The following is an 18,469-nucleotide window of genomic DNA, read 5'->3' on the forward strand; positions in this document are numbered from 1 at the left end:
AATTTGTCTGATTAAATTAGGGTTAGTGCAATGAAGATCGAGCTGGATATTAATACCATCAAAAACTTAGTTTCTCCTACGGGGGCTTCCGATCCATTAGTTAAAGTAATTTACTTAGCAGAATATCATAGAACCTTGCTAAGGTTAAGTAATCTCTGTCAAAAATTGCAATCAGAATCACCTAAGTTAATTGATGATTTAACCAATTTTTGTCAATCTTTTGAGTTGGTAAAATCATTTTCCAAAAATGCCCAAAGAAAGATTTTACGTTATCCATCTTTTAGCGTTTGGTTAGATACAGCTTGGCAATTAGTTAACCGAAAAGCTCATATTCTGTTTCCAGAAATGCACATTAAATTTCATCTGGAATCTTTCTCAAAGTTTCTTTTAGCAATGGCAAAATATGACAATATAGAAAATCTAGAGTGTTTTTTATATACCGATCATGCTGGAATTATTGCCATACCCGGAACCGGAATTTATTTACAGCATCCTCAACATATTGCCTTTCAAAGATTGCGTTTTGTGACCACAACTAATGAGAGTTTTAATATTTATACAGATGGTAATCAAAATTTGGAGATGATTCAAAATGAAATACCTCATCTCAATAATGGCATTGAATTAAATGCTTTTGATAGCGATCTACGTTTAGGTGGTCGCTATGATTTGAATTTTGAGGAATTAACACCAACTTCCACTATTAAATGGCTATCTACTTTAGAGGAAGCTTGGTTTTTGATAGATAGTTGTTCAAGTTTATTAGCAAGTGAAATTTTCATGGGAGTACAATCTTTAGTTCCAGTATATTCTCATGCTATTGATGTTCATAGAAGTCAGACATTTCGCGAAATACCCGGACTTCTCGTTTTATCTTGGATGTCAGATACCTCAGTAATAGTAGAAGCTTTAGTCCATGAATATCATCATCATAAACTTAATGCTTTATTAAATTTAGATCCAATCATTGTAGAAGGTAGTCCTGAAGCAGTTTATTATTCTCCTTGGCGTGACGATCCTCGACCTCTCAGTGGTATTTTGCAGGGAATTTATGTCTTTCAAGCTGTTTTAGAATTTGGGCATAAAATTCTGAAAACAGATATACCTCTTTTACAAGAAAAGCGTTTACAACAAAGAGTGTATGCTGCTAAACAACAACTGCTAACTGCACTTAAAGTTTTAAAAACAAATGCAGTATTTTCTTTAATTGGTCAAGCATTGATTGAAGCAATAGAAGAAAATATTAATCGAGTTGAACCTGAAATCTCTCAAACAGAAAAACAACTGATCGACGTTAGATCAAAAGAACATCAGCAGAAATGGGAAGCGGCAAATCCTAATTTAGTGGAAAGTAAAATATTTCCAATTAAACTCTCTGTAGATTTGGAAAATAAGGACAGCAATAAAATATTAAATCAATCATGTCAATGGTTAGGAATTGACCCAAATATTGATTTACGTCCCTTAACTTATCTGAGACAACCCTTCGATCCAATTCTGGAAACTTTGGTAGCTATTTACCACGATCGAGGCTTAAAAAAATTAGAAGACATATTAAAAGAAACTCAGTTGGGAGATTCAATTTTATTAGACTTAATATGTGGACATACTGCTTATCTTAATCAAGACTATCAGAAAGCAGCAGAATTTTATCAAAGTTGTATTGAGCAATATCTTAATGCTCCTTATTTTTGGCAATGTTTTATGTTTGCATTGAGACATTTAAACCTGTTAGAAAATTACGAATTAATCTTGCTTAATCTAGATAAACTTGTTGCTAATAGTTTAGAAATAAAAAGATTAATCAGGCAAAACTCAAATTCTGAAAATAAAGTTCAAATGATGGTTAAATTAGTTCAAACTTTAGTTAATTAAAAAAAATATGAATACAGCAAGTTTGAGCAAATACTTAGTAAATAGTCCTTTTAGCAAATACCTTGAGATATTTCCTGATGGGGGACAATTACCTTCTTTTATTGCTACTGTTAAGGGGTTAAAATCGGCAACAGATTTATGGGTACAACAGCCAAAATGGCAAATTTTTTGTGAATTAGCTCAATATTTTGGCTTGTATTATTATGTAGATGCTTATTTTTATAAAGATCGGGAAACATTAAACAGTTTACCTCAAGAGTTATTTACTACAACTAAAGCTGTTTTTAGTAAAGATTTTTCTGATGAAGCTCATGTTTTTATTGCCAAGTCACAAGATGCTTTAACAAATGCGATTGCTTCAGGATGGTATCCTTTAGTTGTCGATCGAAGAGTCGTTGAAAAACATTTAGCAGATCATCATACTTTTGGAAAAGCACTAGGTTATCCGCAATGTTGTCTGGATTTTTTTCAAAATCGAAATAATTGGTATTTTTATAATAATTACTATGAAACTTATCGCCATACAACTGACACACCTACGTATTTATCTAATGGGTTGTTACGTCACACTCCATTCTCATTGATTCCCCATATACCTTGTTCTTTTAATTGTGAAGCCTCTATCCAATATGCTCAAAAAAATCGTCTTCTAATTAATGAGGAGAGCCAAGAATATTTAAAGGAAATAAAACATCGTTTACAAACACCAATTTTATGTCTTTCTGAACTTAAAATTTACCGTTTTGAAGGTAACATTGTTGCTGAAAATGTAGTCAACTATCAATCTGTAGAGGCAATATATCCTACATCACAAAATGATTTACTATATCAAATACTTGTTAAAGGTGATACTTGTATTGTTGAGGGGAATATTATTATAGTTTACCGAGACAATTCTCAGATCAGTGCTTATTTTGCTAGAGGTGACAAACATGAAGTAGAGATTCCATTTTTAATTAGTTTCTCCAAAGATACTTGATTGACAAAATAGGGATTATTAAAAACACTTTAGGGAGCGTATAAAATGTATAATTTACTTTTAATTAAATGAGGATTAATATAATGAATTTTGTAGAAAAAATTATCAACAATCTTCAAGAAAAAGACTTACAATATATTCTTGATTTAGAAAAAGAGATTTTGAATTCTAAATTAACTTTAGATCGAAATTTGTTAATAGATGTGGAGGATCAAAAAACCGCCCAACGATATTTCTATTTTTATACACTACCTATGTTAGAAGGACTAGGAGTTTTAGAGCAGCAGGAAAATGCTATTTTTTGGGGGACTGTGCAATTATGTTTAGATTTACATCTAAGATATGTGGATTACATCATAGATAATGATAAAATAGACATAAGCAGATTATTAATTACGCAAAAGTCTTATAACTATTTATTCCGAGCGCAAATGCTACTAAATCAAAAAGGCTATTTGTGGGGTTCCGATCAAATGGCTATTTATACGCAATATTTTGACTACGAGAAGGAAGCAAATACCGATCAGTTTCATGATTTTGGTAGCTTATGGAGACGAGCATCTCCTCTATTCATTGTTTCTGGAAGTTATTTAAAATTATCTGGTCAAATAGTTGATTTTGATTTTTATTACAAACGGTATATAAGTTGTTGGTTGCTCAAAGCAGATTGCTCGGATATTATTAAGGATATTAATAAACAAAAAACCCCGATCACCTATTTAGTATATAATTACGATGCTCAAATTGATAAGAATGTAATGTTGATGGCTAAGACTATTAACTCTATTGATGTCAAACTCGATCGAGGTTTAACTCAAATCAAAAACCACATATCTAACAAATTTCCAATTTGGGCAATAATTATTGAAAGTTTGTTGTCTTAAAGTTTCGGGATCGGGTTCGTTCTGCAAAGTATGATTTATAGCTTAATTACAACATTCGTTTCGATTGCCCATGAGATATTCCCAACATTAAGCGTCCTCTGCGCTTAATTAAAAAATTTAGTGATTTGGAATACAATTTTCAACTCAACAGTCGATCGCACTCCTCAATTTTGTCTGGGGATCTAAAGTTCACCTAAAGTTCCATGCCCGATCGCAAAACCCTCCCTAAGATAGAAGTTGCAGGACGATCGGTCTCATCGCCGATTCAGGAATACCTGAAAAATCCCAAACGATCCAGCCACAAGACAGGGAGGACATCAAAATCATGGTAAACGCGCCGACAGGGGAAGCCCGCCTAGGCCAAACCGAGCAGGTACAAGCCTTAGACCGCGATTGTACGACTCTATCCCGTCATGTACTCCAGCAACTGCACAGCTTTAGTGCAGATGCTCAGGATCTGAGTGCGCTAATGAGTCGCATCGGGCTGGCGGCCAAGCTGATCGCAAGGCGGCTCAGCAGAGCCGGGTTAATGGAAGATGCTTTAGGGTTTACAGGGGCTGTAAACGTGCAGGGAGAATCCGTCAAAAAGATGGATATCTATGCTAATGAAGTGTTTATCTCCGTATTCCAGCAAAGCGGACTTGTCTGCCGTTTGGCTTCCGAGGAAATGGAAAAACCCTACTACATTCCGGAAAACTGTCCGATCGGGCGTTACAGTCTGCTCTACGATCCCATAGACGGTTCTTCCAATCTTGACATCAATCTGAATGTCGGCTCCATATTCAGCATCCGCAAGCAAGAGGGGGATGATGAAGACGGTTCTGCTGCCGATTTGCTCCAACACGGGCACAAACAAATCGCCGCCGGCTATGTGCTCTACGGCCCCAGTACCATGCTGGTTTATTCGATCGGGCAGGGCGTTCATTCATTTACCCTCGACCCCAGTTTAGGCGAGTTTATTCTATCAACCGAAAACATCAAGGTTCCAGACAGCGGCCCGATCTACAGTGTCAATGAAGGTAGCTTTTGGCAGTGGGATGAATCTTATCGGGATTACATTCGCTACGTACATCGAAATCAAGGCTATACCGCCCGGTACGGAGGCGCTTTGGTGGGAGATTTCCACCGGATTTTATCTCAGGGAGGTGTGTTTTTGTACCCAGGAACGGTGAAAAACCCCGATGGCAAATTGCGCTTACTCTACGAGTCTGCTCCTTTGGCGTTTTTGATGGAGCAAGCCGGCGGGCGGGCTAGTACGGGTATTCAAGACATCTTGGACGTGGTGCCGACTAAAATTCATGAGCGCACGCCTTTGATTATTGGCAGTAAAGAAAATGTAGCGCTGGTTGAGTCTTTTATTAAAGAGCGATCGCGCAATCCCATAACACTTTCCGAGTGAAGGAAGAAGGAAGAAGGAAGAAGGAAGAAGGAAGAAGGAAGAAGGAAGAAAGTTTTAACTGCCAATTCCCCATGCCCGATGCCCAATTCCCGATGACCAATTATCAAATTTTAGGAGTTAAAGATCGTGACAGAAGCGACAAAGAATCACCTGTTAGAAATCAAAGAAATTGGCCAGAGTATCTGGATGGACAATTTGACTCGCAATCTGATCGAGTCCGGCGAACTCAAAAAGATGATAGAAAGTCGCGGGCTGCGAGGGATTACATCGAATCCGGCTATTTTTGAGAAGGCGATCGCGGGTAATGTCATTTACGACGCGGATATTGAAGCGGGCATCCGGGCTGGCAAATCTGTGCTAGAGATTTACGAATCTCTGGTATTTGCAGATATCCGCAACGCTTGCGACATCTTCGCCCCGGTTTACGCAGAGTCGAAGGGTTTGGACGGTTACATCAGTATCGAAGTGCCACCGACGATCGCGAATGACACAGAAAGTACAATTAGCGAAGCCTTGCGCTATTATCAGGCGATCGGCAAACCAAATGTGATGATTAAGATTCCCGGAACTGCTCAAGGTTTGCCCGCCGTAGAGCGAGTCATCAGTGAAGGGATTAACGTTAACGTGACTTTGCTGTTCTCGGTTGACAGCTACGTCGAAACTTTCTGGGCGTACATTCGCGGTTTGGAAGCGCGGGCAGCTAAGGGTTTGGATGTGAGCAACATCGCTTCTGTTGCCAGTTTCTTCTTGAGCCGGATCGACATCAATATTGACGGCAAGATTGACGAGAAACTCAAAAACGTCACAGATATTTCCACCAAAGCCAAACTGGAAGCAGTGAAGGGGAAAATTGCGATCGCCAATGCCAAGGTAGCTTACCAGAAGTATAAAGAGATCGTCGCGAGCGATCGTTGGCAAGCATTAGCAGCAAAGGGAGCCGAAGTGCAGCGACTGCTGTGGGCGAGTACCAGCACTAAAAACCCCAACTACAGCGATGTGATGTATGTGGATGAGCTAATCGGCCCCGATACGGTGAACACTTTGCCACCGAACACCGTTGAAGCTTGTTTCGATCACTGCGATGTCGCGCCCCGGATTGAGAATAACGTTGCAGAAGCTTACAGTCTGATCGAAAGTCTCAAAGATCCCGACATCGACATCAACTTGGACAAAGTGATGGAAGACTTGCTCCTGGACGGGATCGAGAAATTCGTCAGCCCCTTCCAATCCCTGATGGATTCCTTGGAAGAGAAAGTTAAGAGGCTCGCACCCGTATAGTTCGCCGATTTGGTATCGGTAAGGGCAGAAACTCTCAGGAGTCTGAACACATAATCGTTTTGGCTCCTGAATCCTGATTAAATGCTCGTCCCCAATTATTGACGCGACTGAGATTATGGAAAATTTGTGTACGAACGTACACAATTCCCTTGTCAAAGAATATTTTGTGTACGAACGTACACAATTCCCTTGTCAAAGAATATCAAGTCCGCAAATTCCTGATTTTTCATACCTGACTGCTAAAGAAGTGTTATGTTAACTCCCCATACCATTCAACAAAGCGAGGAAGTCAACGCCCAACTGGATATCGCTGAACGGGCGAGGCTTCAACAACTCGAATCGATCGTAGAACAAGGACTTCATACTTTTTACGAAGTTGGCAAAGCCCTTGAGGAAATTCGGGAACAAAAACTGTACCGGGAAACCCACAAGAATTTTGAGGCTTATTGCCACGAAAAGTGGGGAATCACGAAACGAAGAGCTTATCAGTTCATTGACGCGGCTGAGATTATGGAAAATTTGTGTACGAACGTACACAATTCCCTTGTTAAAGAATATCAAATCCGCCCATTAAAGGGATTGCCCCCCGAGGTACAGCTAGAAATTTGGCAAGAAGCAGTAGAGTCATCGCCCAACGGGATTCCTACTGGTGCAGCAGTTCAGCGTTTGGTTGAACAGCGATTTCCATCGCTAGGAAGCGGGCGAACTCCCAAGGATACTGCTTCAGAATTGGAAAAATTGCGATCGGACAATCAACGCCTCAGACAGCAAATCCGAGAGCAAAACAGAGAGAGGGATCGGCGTGCTGCTGCTGTGGCGTTGGAAATGGAGCAACTTCGAGCCGAAAACAGGCAGCTAAAAGCTGAACTGCGACAACGAGATAAAGATTGGGAAGTTCGACTAGCTGCTGAAAGGGTTAAAATCCGGGCGGAAGTTATAGCGGAACTCAGAGAGGAAATCCGGGCGGAAGTCAAAGCCGAATATGAAGGGCAGATCAACTCTCTGACCCAGCAATTAGCAGAAATGACGGCAAATTATCATGCTGTACTGGCAAGATTAACAGCACTAGAACAAGGAAAATAAATGGTAACGATACTTGAAAATCCACTGCGGGTTGGTTTGCGAAAAGAACGGATGCCGGAACCGCAAATTCTGGTGATATTTGGAGCTTCCGGCGATCTCACCCAGCGCAAACTGGTACCAGCAATTTATCAGATGAAGCTCGATCGGCGTTTACCACCAGAAACTACCGTGGTGGGAGTCGCCCGTCGCCCTTGGAGTCACGATTACTTCCGAGAACAAATGCGGGAAGGCATCGAAGAATTTGGCGGCGGTATTAGCAATGAGGAATTGTGGCAAGATTTCGCCAAAGGTTTGTACTACTGTCCCGGCGACATTGATAACCCCGAAAGCTATCAAAAACTCAAAGCTTTCTTAGCCGAACTCGATGAAGAAAGGAGAACCCGCGGCAATCACATCTTTTATCTGTCCGTTTCTCCGAACTTTTTCCCAGAAGCAATTCGGCAACTGGGCGCAGCTCAAATGCTGGCAGATCCAATAAAACATCGCTTGGTAATTGAAAAACCCTTCGGCCGCGACTTGAGTTCGGCAAAAGCTCTCAACCGTGTGGTGCAGCAGGTTTGCCAAGAACAGCAAGTTTACCGGATCGACCACTATTTGGGTAAAGAAACTGTTCAGAATTTAATGGTGTTCCGGTTTGCTAATGCGATTTTTGAACCGCTGTGGAACCGCCAATTTGTGGATCACGTACAAATTACCGTTGCAGAAACTGTGGGCGTAGAAGACCGGGCCGGTTACTACGAATCCTCTGGGGCGTTGCGGGATATGCTGCAAAACCACTTGATGCAGATTTTCTGTCTGACGGCGATGGAACCGCCAAACTCCCTCGATGCTGACAGCATCCGCACCGAAAAGATGAAAGTTCTGCAAGCAACTCGCTTGGCGGATTTGAATAACTTAGAGTTTTCCGCGATTCGCGGTCAATATTCCGCAGGGTGGATGAAAGGCAAACCCGTGCCGGGTTATCACGAAGAACCGGGGGTTGCTCCCAACTCGACAACGCCGACTTTTGTGGCGATGAAGTTTATGATTGACAACTGGCGATGGCAGGGAGTGCCTTTCTACCTGCGGACTGGTAAGCGGTTGCCGAAAAAAGTTAGCGAAATTGCGATTCAGTTTCGCGAAGTGCCGCTGTTAATTTTTCAGTCGGCGGCGCAACAAACTACTCCTAACGTTTTGACAATGCGGGTGCATCCCAATGAGGGGATTTCGCTGAGGTTTGAGGCGAAAATGCCGGGGCCAGATTTGCGGACGCGGACGGTGGATATGGATTTTAGTTATGGTGCTTCGTTTGGGGTGACATCTTCGGATGCTTACGATCGCCTGTTGATTGATTGTATGCTGGGCGACCAAACTTTGTTTACCCGTTCTGATGAAGTGGAAGAAGCTTGGCGGGTGGTAACTCCGGCGCTGATGGCTTGGGAATCTTCCAACGACCAAAGTTTGGTTCCTAAATATGAAGCTGGTACTTGGGAACCGGCAGAAGCAGAATTAATGATTAACAGAGACGGCCGCAAGTGGCGACGACTTTAAAAGTCAATTGTCAGTTGTCAGTTGTCAGTTGTCAGTTGTCAGTTGTTAGTTGTTAGTTGTTAGTTGTTAGTTGTCATTAGGTAAGAGTTGCTAACTTAAGAATCATCAAGGACTAATTTAGTAATCCTAATGTTCGGGAACTCTTGCGTGATAGCAGTTGTGACCAATGACCAATGACCAATGACCAATGACCAATGACCAATGACCAATGTCCGATGCCCGATGCCCGATGCCCGATGCCCAATGACCAATAACCAATAACCAATAAGAAAGGAGAAAAAACCGATGACGATGACACCGATGAAAGCTCCGCCTCTGGTTTCGCTGCAAAACCCTAAAGATGTGTCGATCGACCAGATAGAGGCAGAACTGAGTAAAATCTGGGAAAGTTACAGAGAATCAGGATCGAAGGGCGATTTTCCGATCGCGACTAGGGCAGCAACTTTTACTTTTGTCGTGTACGAACCGGAAGAAACCCAGCAATTATTGGCGGATCTGGGATTTTATGACGGGCCTGTCGATGGTATTAGCGGGCCGATGACGGCATCTAGCATCAGGGCTGCTCAAAAAGCTTACGGAATGCCGAGAAGTGGCAAACCTAGCGCTGAATTGCTGGCGATGTTGCGCGAAGAAGTGGCTCGCAAAAATGCCAAGGGAGAGCTTTTGGGTTCGAGTGGCTTGGGTTCCGGGGGTTCGGGGGTGGCTGATGCGATCGTAGCTGCGAATCCCTGCCGGATTATTGCTCTGTGCCCGACGGCGGGAGAAGATACGGGCGTGCAGGCTCAAGTGGCTGCTTACTGTCCGGTGCACAAGCGCGGCAGCGGCAATCTGATCTGCTGCGAGTATATTACGCTGCGGGGTACGGAAGCTGCTCTGGAACGGGTGAGCGCGATCGTGACAGCGCTGACGATCGCGGATTTGCCGACTTTGTTATGGTGGAAAGCGAATCCCGATGCCGATCGAGGTTTGTTCCAGCGGCTGGCGGCAACTAGCAGTTCTGTGATTATCGACTCTAGCAGTTTTGCCGAGTCTGAAGCGGAATTGCTGTTGATGCAAAGTCTGATCGAGGAAGGAATTCCGATCGCGGATTTGAATTGGCGCAGGCTGGCGGCGTGGCAGGAGTTGGCTGCCGAGGCCTTCGATCCGCCGGAACGTAGGGCGGCAATTCGGGAGATCGATCGAGTGACGATCGATTACGAACAAGGCAATTCTACTCAAGCGCTGATGTATTTGGGCTGGCTGGCGAGCCGGCTTCAGTGGCGTCCGGTTGCTTTCAAGCAAGAAGAGGGCGATTACCAAATTAAGCGCATTAAATTCGCAGGTGCGGACGAACGGGTTGTAGAAGCCGAGTTAGCTGCGATTCCGATTGCCGATACGGGCGATGTCCCCGGCGATTTAATTGCTCTGCGTTTAAATTCTACGAACGAGAAAGCGGCCTGCGGTACGGTTCTGTGTTCGGAAACGGGGGGCTGTATGCGGATGGAAATGAAGGGAGGCGCTCAAACCGATCGATTTAACCAGGTGACTCCTCTGTTCGATCAGGTGACGGAACAGTTGCTGGGCCAGCACTTGCAGAGTTGGGGCCGGGATATGCTGTACGAGGAAAGTTTGGCGGTGACGGCTCAAATGCTGAAGTTGGCTAAGAGGTAAAGAGAAGTTCGGCAACGGATGCAAGTAACGGATGTAACGGATGTAACGGATAGAATAAGGAAGAAGGAATTGAGTTAATATAAAGTAGAGCAGGCAATGTCTGCTCTACTTTATATTCTTCTTTCTTTCTTCGCGTTCTTCGTGTCTTCGCGGTTCGTTAAAGCATTATTTAATAGATGAGAGAGCTACACTCATAACTTTATCAACTATCTGTTTTCAGTATTTATTGTAACTAACTAGAACTATGGCTTTAGTAATTGCTGGCGAACGAAGCGGGGCAGGAAAGACTACTGTAACGATCGCCCTTTTAGCTTATTTAATCCGCCAGGGCTTGAACGTGCAATCTTTTAAGGTCGGCCCTGACTACATTGACCCGATGTTTCATGCTTTTGTGACTGGCCGCCCCTGTCGGAATTTAGACCCGGTTTTAACGTCTGAATCTTATGTAAAAAAGTGTTTTTCCCGCCACATTCAAGATGTCGATTGTGCTTTGGTTGAAGGGGTAATGGGTTTATTTGATGGGGTTTCTCCAAAGAAGGAAGAAGGAAGAAGGAAGAGGGAAGAGGGAAGAGAGAAGAGGGAAGAAGAACAAAATTATCCTATTTCCTTTGCTTCTACGGCTCATGTTGCTTATTTGTTGAATTTGCCGATATTGTTTGTGATAGATTGCAGCCGGCTTTCTGGTTCTGTGGCTGCGATCGCCCACGGTTTTCGTTCTTTTAACCCAAATCTTAAGTTCGCGGGTTTGGTGCTCAATCGGGTGGCGAGCGATCGACATTTGGATCTGCTGACAGATGCTCTGGAACCGCTCAATTTACCGATTTTAGGAGTTTTGCGTAGGGATGAGGCTGTGACGATTCCCGATCGGCATTTGGGTTTGATTCCGGCCGAGGAGTTGCCGCATCTTCACGGTGCGATCGATAAATTGGCTGATTTGGCTGCTGTTAGTTTTGACTGGGAGCAACTTTTACCTTTATTGGCTGCAACTCCTCATGGGGGGGGTGAGGGGTCTGAGCAACTTTTGGGTAGATACAGTCTCCCTTACTCAATTGTAACTAAAAAAGATGATGTTGTCAACTGTTTGGAAAAAAAGTTTTCGGTGAGGATTGCAGTTGCGCGCGATCGGGCTTTTAATTTTTACTATCAGGACAATCTTGATTTGCTGGAAGAGTTAGGCGCCGAGTTGGTATTTTGGAGTCCGTTGGATGACTCGGTTTTTCCTGAGAATGTGCAGGGGTTGTATTTTGGCGGTGGTTTTCCCGAAGTGTTTGCTGGGGAATTAAGCGGTAATGTTTTAATTCGGGATGCTGTCAGAAGTGCGATTTTTTCGGGAATGCCGACTTATGCGGAGTGCGGCGGTTTGATGTACTTGTGCGATTCGATTGTAGACTTCGACGGGAATTCTTGGCAAGGAGTGGGAGTTTTGCCGGCTGTGGCTGCGATGGGAAAGCGTTTGACTCTGGGATATCGAGAAGCTGTGGCGGTGGGAGATAGTTTGGTGTTAACTGCGGGGGATGTGGTTTGGGGACATGAGTTTCATCGATCGCATTTAACAGTGGAACCAACTAATCCAATTTATCACAGTTGGAGGTACGGCAAACGGGGAGAAGTTGAGGCGGTTGCTGAAGGTTGGGGGGTTTATGGGGTGCACGCTGCTTATTTGCATTTGCACTGGGGTGCGAACCCTGATATTGCGGTTCGTTTTTTGCAGCAGTGTTCTAATTTTGATTGTAAGGGTGTTTTGGGCGATCGAGTGAATTAGATTTTTTTAACCGCAGAGGGCGCAGAGGGCGCAGAGAAGAGAGATAGAGGAGTATTTGTATTATGTTTTTGATGAAATGAGGAGGAGGTGTTGGGATTTATGAGTACATCAGTTTCAACTAAGCAGTTGTTGGCGAAATGGGTGACGCCGGAGAATTTTCGGAGTTACGGTCAAGTTATTTCTGCGAGTTTTGATGGCAAGTCTTTTGATGATGAGGATGCTAAGTTAAATTTGCAAAATGGCATTCCTAGATTTTACATTATGCGGTTGCACGAGAAGGGTCGCAAGTTTGGTAAAATTACGCGGCACGTTGAATGTACTCAGTGTTTGGGTTCTCTGGATGGGAAGGATTGGTTGATGGCGGTTGCACCTCCTGGGGATAGCAATCGACCTAGTTTACACGATATTGCTGCTTTTCGGATTCCGGGTGATTGTTTTATTAAGTTAGAAGTCGGGACTTGGCACGCGGGGCCTTATTTTGATGCGGATTTTGTGGATTTTTATAATCTGGAGTTGAGGGATACTAATGTGGTTGACCATTTTAGCTTTGATTTGGTGAAGCATCACAATCTGGAGTTTGAGATTGTCTGATTTTGGTGATTTGTCGTTGCGCTTTCTTCCTGGTGATTATTTTTCGTTATGGGTTGTTTTTTTGAGTAAGATTTTTTGACCGCAGAGGGCGCAGAGGGCACAGAGGAAGAGATGGAAGAGAAAGAAATAAATAGGATGTGTGAACAAAAGTATAGCATGGTTCTGCGCCGATGTCGTTTGTTGGGTGCGGGCGATCGCGAAACGGTGGATATTGCGATCGATGATGATACAATAGTTGCGGTATCGCCGCGCATATCAGGAATGGGCGAACAGGAAATCGACATTCAAGGCAATTTAGTTAGTCCTCCGTTTGTGGAGTCGCACATTCATCTCGATTCTGCTTTGACTGCGGGGAACCGCGATGGAATCAAAGCGGCACTTTGTTTGAGGGAATTCAAATTTGGGGTGAACGCAAGCAAGGTTTAACTCTGGATGATGTCAAAAAACGGGCGATTGAAACTTTAAGGCTGCAAGCGTCTCAAGGGATTTTGTTTGTCAGGAGTCACGCTGATGTTAGCGAACCGACGCTGACTGCTTTGCAAGGACTTTTGGAAGTTCGAGAAGAAGTCAAAGATTGGATGACTTTGCAAGTTGTGGCTTTTCCCCAAGACGGGATTTATGGGAGTCCTGGAAACGACAAACTTTTAGATAAATCTCTGGATATGGGTGCGGATGCTGTGGGCGGGATTCCGCATTACGAGTTGACACGGGAAGATGGAGTAAAATCGGTTCACCGCATATTTGAACTTGCAGAAAAATACAATAAATTAATTGATATCCACTGCGATGAAATCGATGACGAACAGTCGAGATTTTTGGAAGTTGTAGCAGCTTGTGCGATTAGAACAGGTGCGGGTTCGCGGGTGACTGCTAGCCACACGACGGCTTTCGGTTCTTACAATAATGCCTATGCGTTTAAGCTGATGGGAATTTTGCAAAAATCGCACATCAATTTTATTGCCAATCCTTTGATTAATATCACATTGCAAGGCCGCGCGGATACTTATCCGAAACGTCGCGGAGTGACGCGGGTTAAGGAGTTATGGCAGCATGGTTTGAATGTCAGTTTTGGACACGACTGCGTGCAAGATCCGTGGTACAGTTTGGGTACTGGGAATATGTTGGATGTGGCTCACATGGCGGTTCATGTTTGTCAGATGACGGGAATGTCTGAGATAAAAGCTTGTTTTGATATGGTGACTGGAAGCGGTGCTAAAACTTTAAATGTGGGAGATGAAAGTTATGGCATAGATGTGGGGAAACCTGCCAACTTAATTGTGTTAGATTCTGATAGCTGTTACGATGCTATTAGGAGACGTGCGACGGTTCTGTATGTGATTTCGCGGGGAAAGTTGCTGGCTGAAACTCTACCACCTAAAATTTGTTTTCATGGTATTTGACAAATAATATCTAAAAATGTTAAATTATGAGTCAAGGTGCTATTCCCGACGAGAGTCCGAGAAACTTGCAAGAGCAACTGATCCTCGAAGATGCTAAGGCTGGTAATTGTAGATCTATTCAGGGCGGGCCTGACGATATACTAGGAGATGTCTCTAGACTTGTTGCCATATACGGAGGCAATCCCGAAGACTGGTACAAAATAACTAGCATTCAGGCTTTTGCAATTAATGGAGCTTCCGTACAAGTACACTGGTTTGAAAATAAGCAAATTTTACAACAAGTTGAATTAAAATTCAAACGACAATATCCTAAAACAGCATCTAAGAATTTATAGGTAGACAAATTATGAGAGTTCGCTGTATTTCTAATACTGGAGAACACTTACCGGAAAATTATCTCGATCCGGCAAGAGGCTATACTCAAAAAATTGAATTGCCGTTGACTGTTGGCAAGGAATATGTGGTTTATGCCATCAGATTATGGCAGGGAATAGTTTGGTATTATATTTGTGATGATAATTACAGCTATTATCCCATACAGACTCCTGCACCGCTGTTTGAAGTAGTTGATAACCGAGTTTCTAAGTATTGGAGGTTTATGCTTAACCCGAATGGGGTGTTGAGGTTCGTGTTTGAACAGTGGTTAAACGATTCTTGTTTTTATGATAAGCTAACGGATCAGGAAGAGGCGGAGGTTGAGATTTTTGATAAGGTTAAGGAATTGATGGATGCTGAGGATTTTGATTTACCTCCGCTGGATTTGGCTGTTGAGAAGTTGCGGGAAACTGTCACTGTTTGAGTTGAGAAAGAGTGAAAGTCAATTTAGTCTTTTCCCTTTGACTCACATACTTTTTTGAGCGATGACATCTGAAACTGTTACACTATGAATCAAGGTGCTATTCCCGATGAGGAACCGAGAAATTTACCGGAGCAATTGCTGCTGCAAGATGCTAAGGTTGGTAATTGCATAGTAATTCATTGCGGTACAGATAAACTGCTGGGGGATGCACCGAGACTTGTTGCTCTTTATGGCGGTAATTCTGAATATTGGGATAAGATGACAAGTATTGAGGCTTTTGAAGTTAATGGATATTCTGTACAAGTTCATTGGTTTCGGAACAGTCAGACTTTTCAAGAGGTGGAGTTCAAGTTCAAGCGACAGTATCCTAAAACAGCACCTAAAAATATGTAGGTAATCAAGTTATGAAAATTCGTTGTATTGCTAAGACTGGTGTATCTCTCCCTGAAAATTATATAGATCCCCCACGCGGTTACATCAGAACAGTTGAGTTATCACTAACTATAGGCAAGGAATATGTTGTTTACGCTATCCGAGAATGGAAAGGAACTATTTGGTACTATATCTGCGACGATAATTACAGCTATTATCCCATCCATAATCCGGCACCGATGTTTGAAGTGGTTGACAAAAGGGTTTCTAAGTATTGGCAGTTTGAACTTTCGCCTAATGGGTTGTTAATGATAGCTTTTGAACAGTGGTTTACTGACCCTTATTTTTATGATAAGCTAACGGATCAGGAAGAGGCGGAGGTTGAGATTTTTGATAAGGTTAAGGAATTGATGGATGCTGAGGATTTTGATTTGCCTCCGCTGGATGTGGCTGTTGAGAAGTTGCGGGAAACTGTCACTGTTTGAGTTGGAAAAGTGCGATAGTCAATTGATTTTGTTGACCAGCTTGACTTAGATAGCTTGAAATGGTATCAAATGTAAAGCAGCAGAAAATTGTGAAATAAAATGGACGAAATACTTAAATTCTATAGAAGCATCTATAGAAGGTATGAGGCACTAGACGGCGATGATGTTTTGTTATTGGGTAAAGCTACTTTTACGGTTCGCCGATTTAAAGAGCTAGCCTCCAGTAAGTTTAACAAGATAATGAATCAGGATTATGTAGCAGAAACTAACCAACGTGAGAAGGGGATAATTCAGTTGATGCAATATCTATTGATTGATGAAGAAACAAAAATTATGGGGATTATAAACTGGAAATCGCCTCAAGAAGGAATCGATTGTCAAGTTCTAAAAAATGGTTCCAAGAGTTGGCAAAAAGGAAAAATTCAAATAGAAATTAATAAAAGTTCGCAGTCTTGTAAAAAACAGGTATGTATAATTTTTTTTCCCGATCGCCCAACTGAACCTATATCGCCTTTAGATGATATCAGACAATCTGAGGAATACAAAAAACTGCTCGAAAATAACTGACAGCCCGATCGCCCTTACAATACAATAATCGATCGCACTCCAACGCTAGCCAGAAAAAAAATGACTAATATAGAAGAATACGTCGATCGCACCGCCGAACTGATAAACTTACCCTTAGACCCAGAACATCGTCCCGGCGTTGTGGTAAACTTCGAGAGGATAGCAGCGATCGCCCGACTCGTTACAGAATTCCCCTTACCCCCAGAAATCGAAGCTGCACCAGTGTTTGAACCTTAGATTTTTTACCGCCGATGAACGCAGATGAAGCCAAATTTTTAGCAGGAGCGGATGCAGTCGCTACAGCATCCGCTGTTAAAAGTGGTAAAATTGCAGCGACAGCGGTTGTAAATGCTGCTTTAGAACGAATTGCCGATCGAGATAAAACACTCAATTGCTTTACTGCCATCACCGCAGAAAGTGCGATCGCAGCAGCCGAAAAGATAGATAATGCGATCGCGCGCAACGAAAACCCAGGCCCTTTAGCAGGCGTTCCCTTCGCGGTCAAAAACTTGTTCGATGTCAGCGGAATTACCACTCTAGCAGGGTCAAAAATCAACGCTGACAACCCTCCGGCGAGCCAAGACGCGGCGGGGGTCGCCCGACTCAGACAAGCCGGGGCTGTGCTTGTAGGCACGCTCAACATGGATGAGTACGCCTACGGTTTCGTCACGGAAAACAGCCACTACGGGCCAACTCGCAATCCCCGCGATACTGCGCGCATCGCCGGCGGTTCTAGCGGCGGTTCCGCAGCAGCAGTCGCCGCCGGTTTAGTTCCCTTCACCCTCGGTTCCGATACTAACGGTTCCATCCGCGTACCCGCTGCTTTGTGCGGTGTGTTTGGCTTTAAGCCTACTTACGGCCGTTTGTCAAGGGCCGGTGCTTTTTTGTTTTCGAGTAGTTTGGATTGCGTGGGGCCGTTCGGGCGATCGCTCCGAGACATCGCGCTACTGTATGATATCCTGCAAGGCCCAGATTCTCGCGATCCAGTTTGCACTCAACGCCCGCCAGAACTTACCTCGCCACAGTTAAATACAGGAATTGAAGGATTGCGAATTGCTGTTGCTGACGGCTATTTCGCTACTGGGGCCGAACCGGAAGCTATGGATGCTGTAGAAATAGTTGCCCGAACCTTGACAAATGTCTTGAATTGTGGTATTGAGACGGAAACAACAACAACAAACCCCCGAAAAATCGGGGGGCTTGCAACTGTCAGCATACCGGAATCCGATCGCGCGAGGGCGGCAGCGTTTATAATAACTGCTTGCGAGGGTGGAAACTTGCATTTGGAGAATTTGCGGACGCGCCCTCAAGACTTCGATCCCGCCACGCGCGATCGTTTTTTGGCTGGAACCCTGATTCCTGCGACATGGTACGTGCAAGCACAGAGATTCAGACAGTGGTATCGGTCTCAAATTCGTGCAATATTCCAACATACAGATATCATTCTCGCACCCGCCACGCCGATCGCGGCTCCTGAAATTGGCGTCGAGAAAATGGTCATCGCCGGACAAGAAACAAGAGTGCGTCCCAATCTGGGACTGTTCACCCAACCCCTATCATTTATAGGCTTGCCGGTGCTTTGCGTACCAGTACAGCGGCCCGGCGCTTTGCCCTTGGGGGTACAAATTGTTGGTGCTCCCTACAGCGAAGCGGTGATTCTCCGAGTCGCTGCGGTACTAGAATCGCAAGGCATTATATGTGCCGAATCAATTTAGCTAGCTCCTGGGAATCCCCACGCCATACCGCTTCGGTTAGCGTGGGATGAAAGCAGGGCAAGACTGAAACCTCCTCCGACCGATACTGAAAACGAGGAAG

General features: G+C 43.7%; 20 protein-coding genes. All 20 read left to right on the forward strand.

What is annotated here, in order from left to right; all coding sequences use genetic code 11:
• Positions 1 to 30: 30 nt before the first annotated feature.
• The 20 genes from JGK07_RS01525 to JGK07_RS01615 all read left to right on the forward strand — a co-directional run bounded on the left by JGK07_RS01525 (position 31) and on the right by JGK07_RS01615 (position 18,369).
• Entirely contained in the window at positions 31 to 1,875 is a 1,845-nt protein-coding gene (locus JGK07_RS01525) for an HEXXH motif-containing putative peptide modification protein (protein ID WP_293174601.1), read from the forward strand.
• A 7-nt stretch (positions 1,876 to 1,882) separates the two neighbouring features.
• Complete coding sequence (locus tag JGK07_RS01530; RefSeq protein ID WP_293174598.1) at positions 1,883 to 2,854, forward strand: DUF483 domain-containing protein; 972 nt, start codon at positions 1,883 to 1,885, stop codon at positions 2,852 to 2,854.
• Positions 2,855 to 2,937: 83 nt separating this feature from the next.
• Positions 2,938 to 3,738, forward strand: a complete 801-nt coding sequence (locus tag JGK07_RS01535) for a hypothetical protein (RefSeq protein WP_293174595.1) — start codon at positions 2,938 to 2,940, stop codon at positions 3,736 to 3,738.
• 325 nt (positions 3,739 to 4,063) lie between these two features.
• Entirely contained in the window at positions 4,064 to 5,137 is a 1,074-nt protein-coding gene (gene fbp / locus JGK07_RS01540; RefSeq protein ID WP_293223479.1) for a class 1 fructose-bisphosphatase, read from the forward strand.
• Positions 5,134 to 5,424, forward strand: coding sequence for a hypothetical protein (locus JGK07_RS01545; protein ID WP_293223528.1), 291 nt, complete (start codon positions 5,134 to 5,136; stop codon positions 5,422 to 5,424). Before fbp ends, JGK07_RS01545 begins: the two co-directional genes overlap by 4 nt.
• On the forward strand, positions 5,324 to 6,415 hold the full coding sequence (gene tal / locus JGK07_RS01550; RefSeq protein ID WP_293223522.1) for a transaldolase: 1,092 nt from the start codon (positions 5,324 to 5,326) through the stop codon (positions 6,413 to 6,415). The genes JGK07_RS01545 and tal overlap by 101 nt, the downstream gene beginning before the upstream one ends.
• A gap of 252 nt (positions 6,416 to 6,667) precedes the next feature.
• Positions 6,668 to 7,498 (forward strand): hypothetical protein, encoded by an 831-nt coding sequence (locus JGK07_RS01555; RefSeq protein WP_293195681.1) that lies wholly within the window; start codon positions 6,668 to 6,670, stop codon positions 7,496 to 7,498.
• A complete protein-coding gene (gene zwf, locus JGK07_RS01560; protein WP_293189723.1) occupies positions 7,499 to 9,028 on the forward strand; it encodes a glucose-6-phosphate dehydrogenase in 1,530 nt (509 codons plus the stop codon).
• A 285-nt stretch (positions 9,029 to 9,313) separates the two neighbouring features.
• Positions 9,314 to 10,678: a glucose-6-phosphate dehydrogenase assembly protein OpcA gene (gene opcA / locus JGK07_RS01565; protein ID WP_293174581.1), complete on the forward strand. Its 1,365-nt coding sequence runs from the start codon at positions 9,314 to 9,316 to the stop codon at positions 10,676 to 10,678.
• A 244-nt stretch (positions 10,679 to 10,922) separates the two neighbouring features.
• Positions 10,923 to 12,440, forward strand: coding sequence for a cobyrinate a,c-diamide synthase (locus JGK07_RS01570; RefSeq protein WP_293174578.1), 1,518 nt, complete (start codon positions 10,923 to 10,925; stop codon positions 12,438 to 12,440).
• Between the two features lie 99 nt (positions 12,441 to 12,539).
• Positions 12,540 to 13,031 carry an ureidoglycolate lyase gene (locus JGK07_RS01575; RefSeq protein ID WP_293211508.1) on the forward strand — a complete coding sequence of 164 codons (492 nt, stop codon included), beginning with the start codon at positions 12,540 to 12,542 and terminating at the stop codon, positions 13,029 to 13,031.
• 135 nt (positions 13,032 to 13,166) lie between these two features.
• Positions 13,167 to 13,457 (forward strand): hypothetical protein, encoded by a 291-nt coding sequence (locus tag JGK07_RS33100; protein WP_325314872.1) that lies wholly within the window; start codon positions 13,167 to 13,169, stop codon positions 13,455 to 13,457.
• The gene (gene codA / locus JGK07_RS01580) at positions 13,412 to 14,431 is read left to right on the forward strand and encodes a cytosine deaminase (RefSeq protein ID WP_363319634.1); all 1,020 of its coding nucleotides are present in this window, start codon (positions 13,412 to 13,414) and stop codon (positions 14,429 to 14,431) included. The genes JGK07_RS33100 and codA overlap by 46 nt, the downstream gene beginning before the upstream one ends.
• 26 nt (positions 14,432 to 14,457) lie before the next feature.
• Complete coding sequence (locus JGK07_RS01585) at positions 14,458 to 14,766, forward strand: hypothetical protein (protein ID WP_293204603.1); 309 nt, start codon at positions 14,458 to 14,460, stop codon at positions 14,764 to 14,766.
• A gap of 11 nt (positions 14,767 to 14,777) precedes the next feature.
• The gene (locus tag JGK07_RS01590; RefSeq protein ID WP_293223485.1) at positions 14,778 to 15,230 is read left to right on the forward strand and encodes a hypothetical protein; all 453 of its coding nucleotides are present in this window, start codon (positions 14,778 to 14,780) and stop codon (positions 15,228 to 15,230) included.
• A gap of 84 nt (positions 15,231 to 15,314) precedes the next feature.
• Positions 15,315 to 15,623 carry a hypothetical protein gene (locus JGK07_RS01595; RefSeq protein ID WP_293223488.1) on the forward strand — a complete coding sequence of 103 codons (309 nt, stop codon included), beginning with the start codon at positions 15,315 to 15,317 and terminating at the stop codon, positions 15,621 to 15,623.
• Positions 15,624 to 15,634: 11 nt separating this feature from the next.
• Positions 15,635 to 16,087 (forward strand): hypothetical protein, encoded by a 453-nt coding sequence (locus tag JGK07_RS01600; protein ID WP_293211512.1) that lies wholly within the window; start codon positions 15,635 to 15,637, stop codon positions 16,085 to 16,087.
• A 99-nt stretch (positions 16,088 to 16,186) separates the two neighbouring features.
• Positions 16,187 to 16,654 carry a KGK domain-containing protein gene (locus JGK07_RS01605; RefSeq protein WP_293211515.1) on the forward strand — a complete coding sequence of 156 codons (468 nt, stop codon included), beginning with the start codon at positions 16,187 to 16,189 and terminating at the stop codon, positions 16,652 to 16,654.
• 60 nt (positions 16,655 to 16,714) lie between these two features.
• Positions 16,715 to 16,891, forward strand: coding sequence for a DUF4089 domain-containing protein (locus JGK07_RS01610; RefSeq protein WP_293211517.1), 177 nt, complete (start codon positions 16,715 to 16,717; stop codon positions 16,889 to 16,891).
• Positions 16,892 to 16,905: 14 nt separating this feature from the next.
• Entirely contained in the window at positions 16,906 to 18,369 is a 1,464-nt protein-coding gene (locus tag JGK07_RS01615; protein WP_293223491.1) for an AtzE family amidohydrolase, read from the forward strand.
• Positions 18,370 to 18,469 lie beyond the last annotated feature (100 nt).

Source organism: Microcoleus sp. PH2017_24_DOB_U_A, assembly GCF_020738205.1.
In the GTDB taxonomy this organism is placed as follows: Bacteria; Cyanobacteriota; Cyanobacteriia; order Cyanobacteriales; family Microcoleaceae; genus Microcoleus.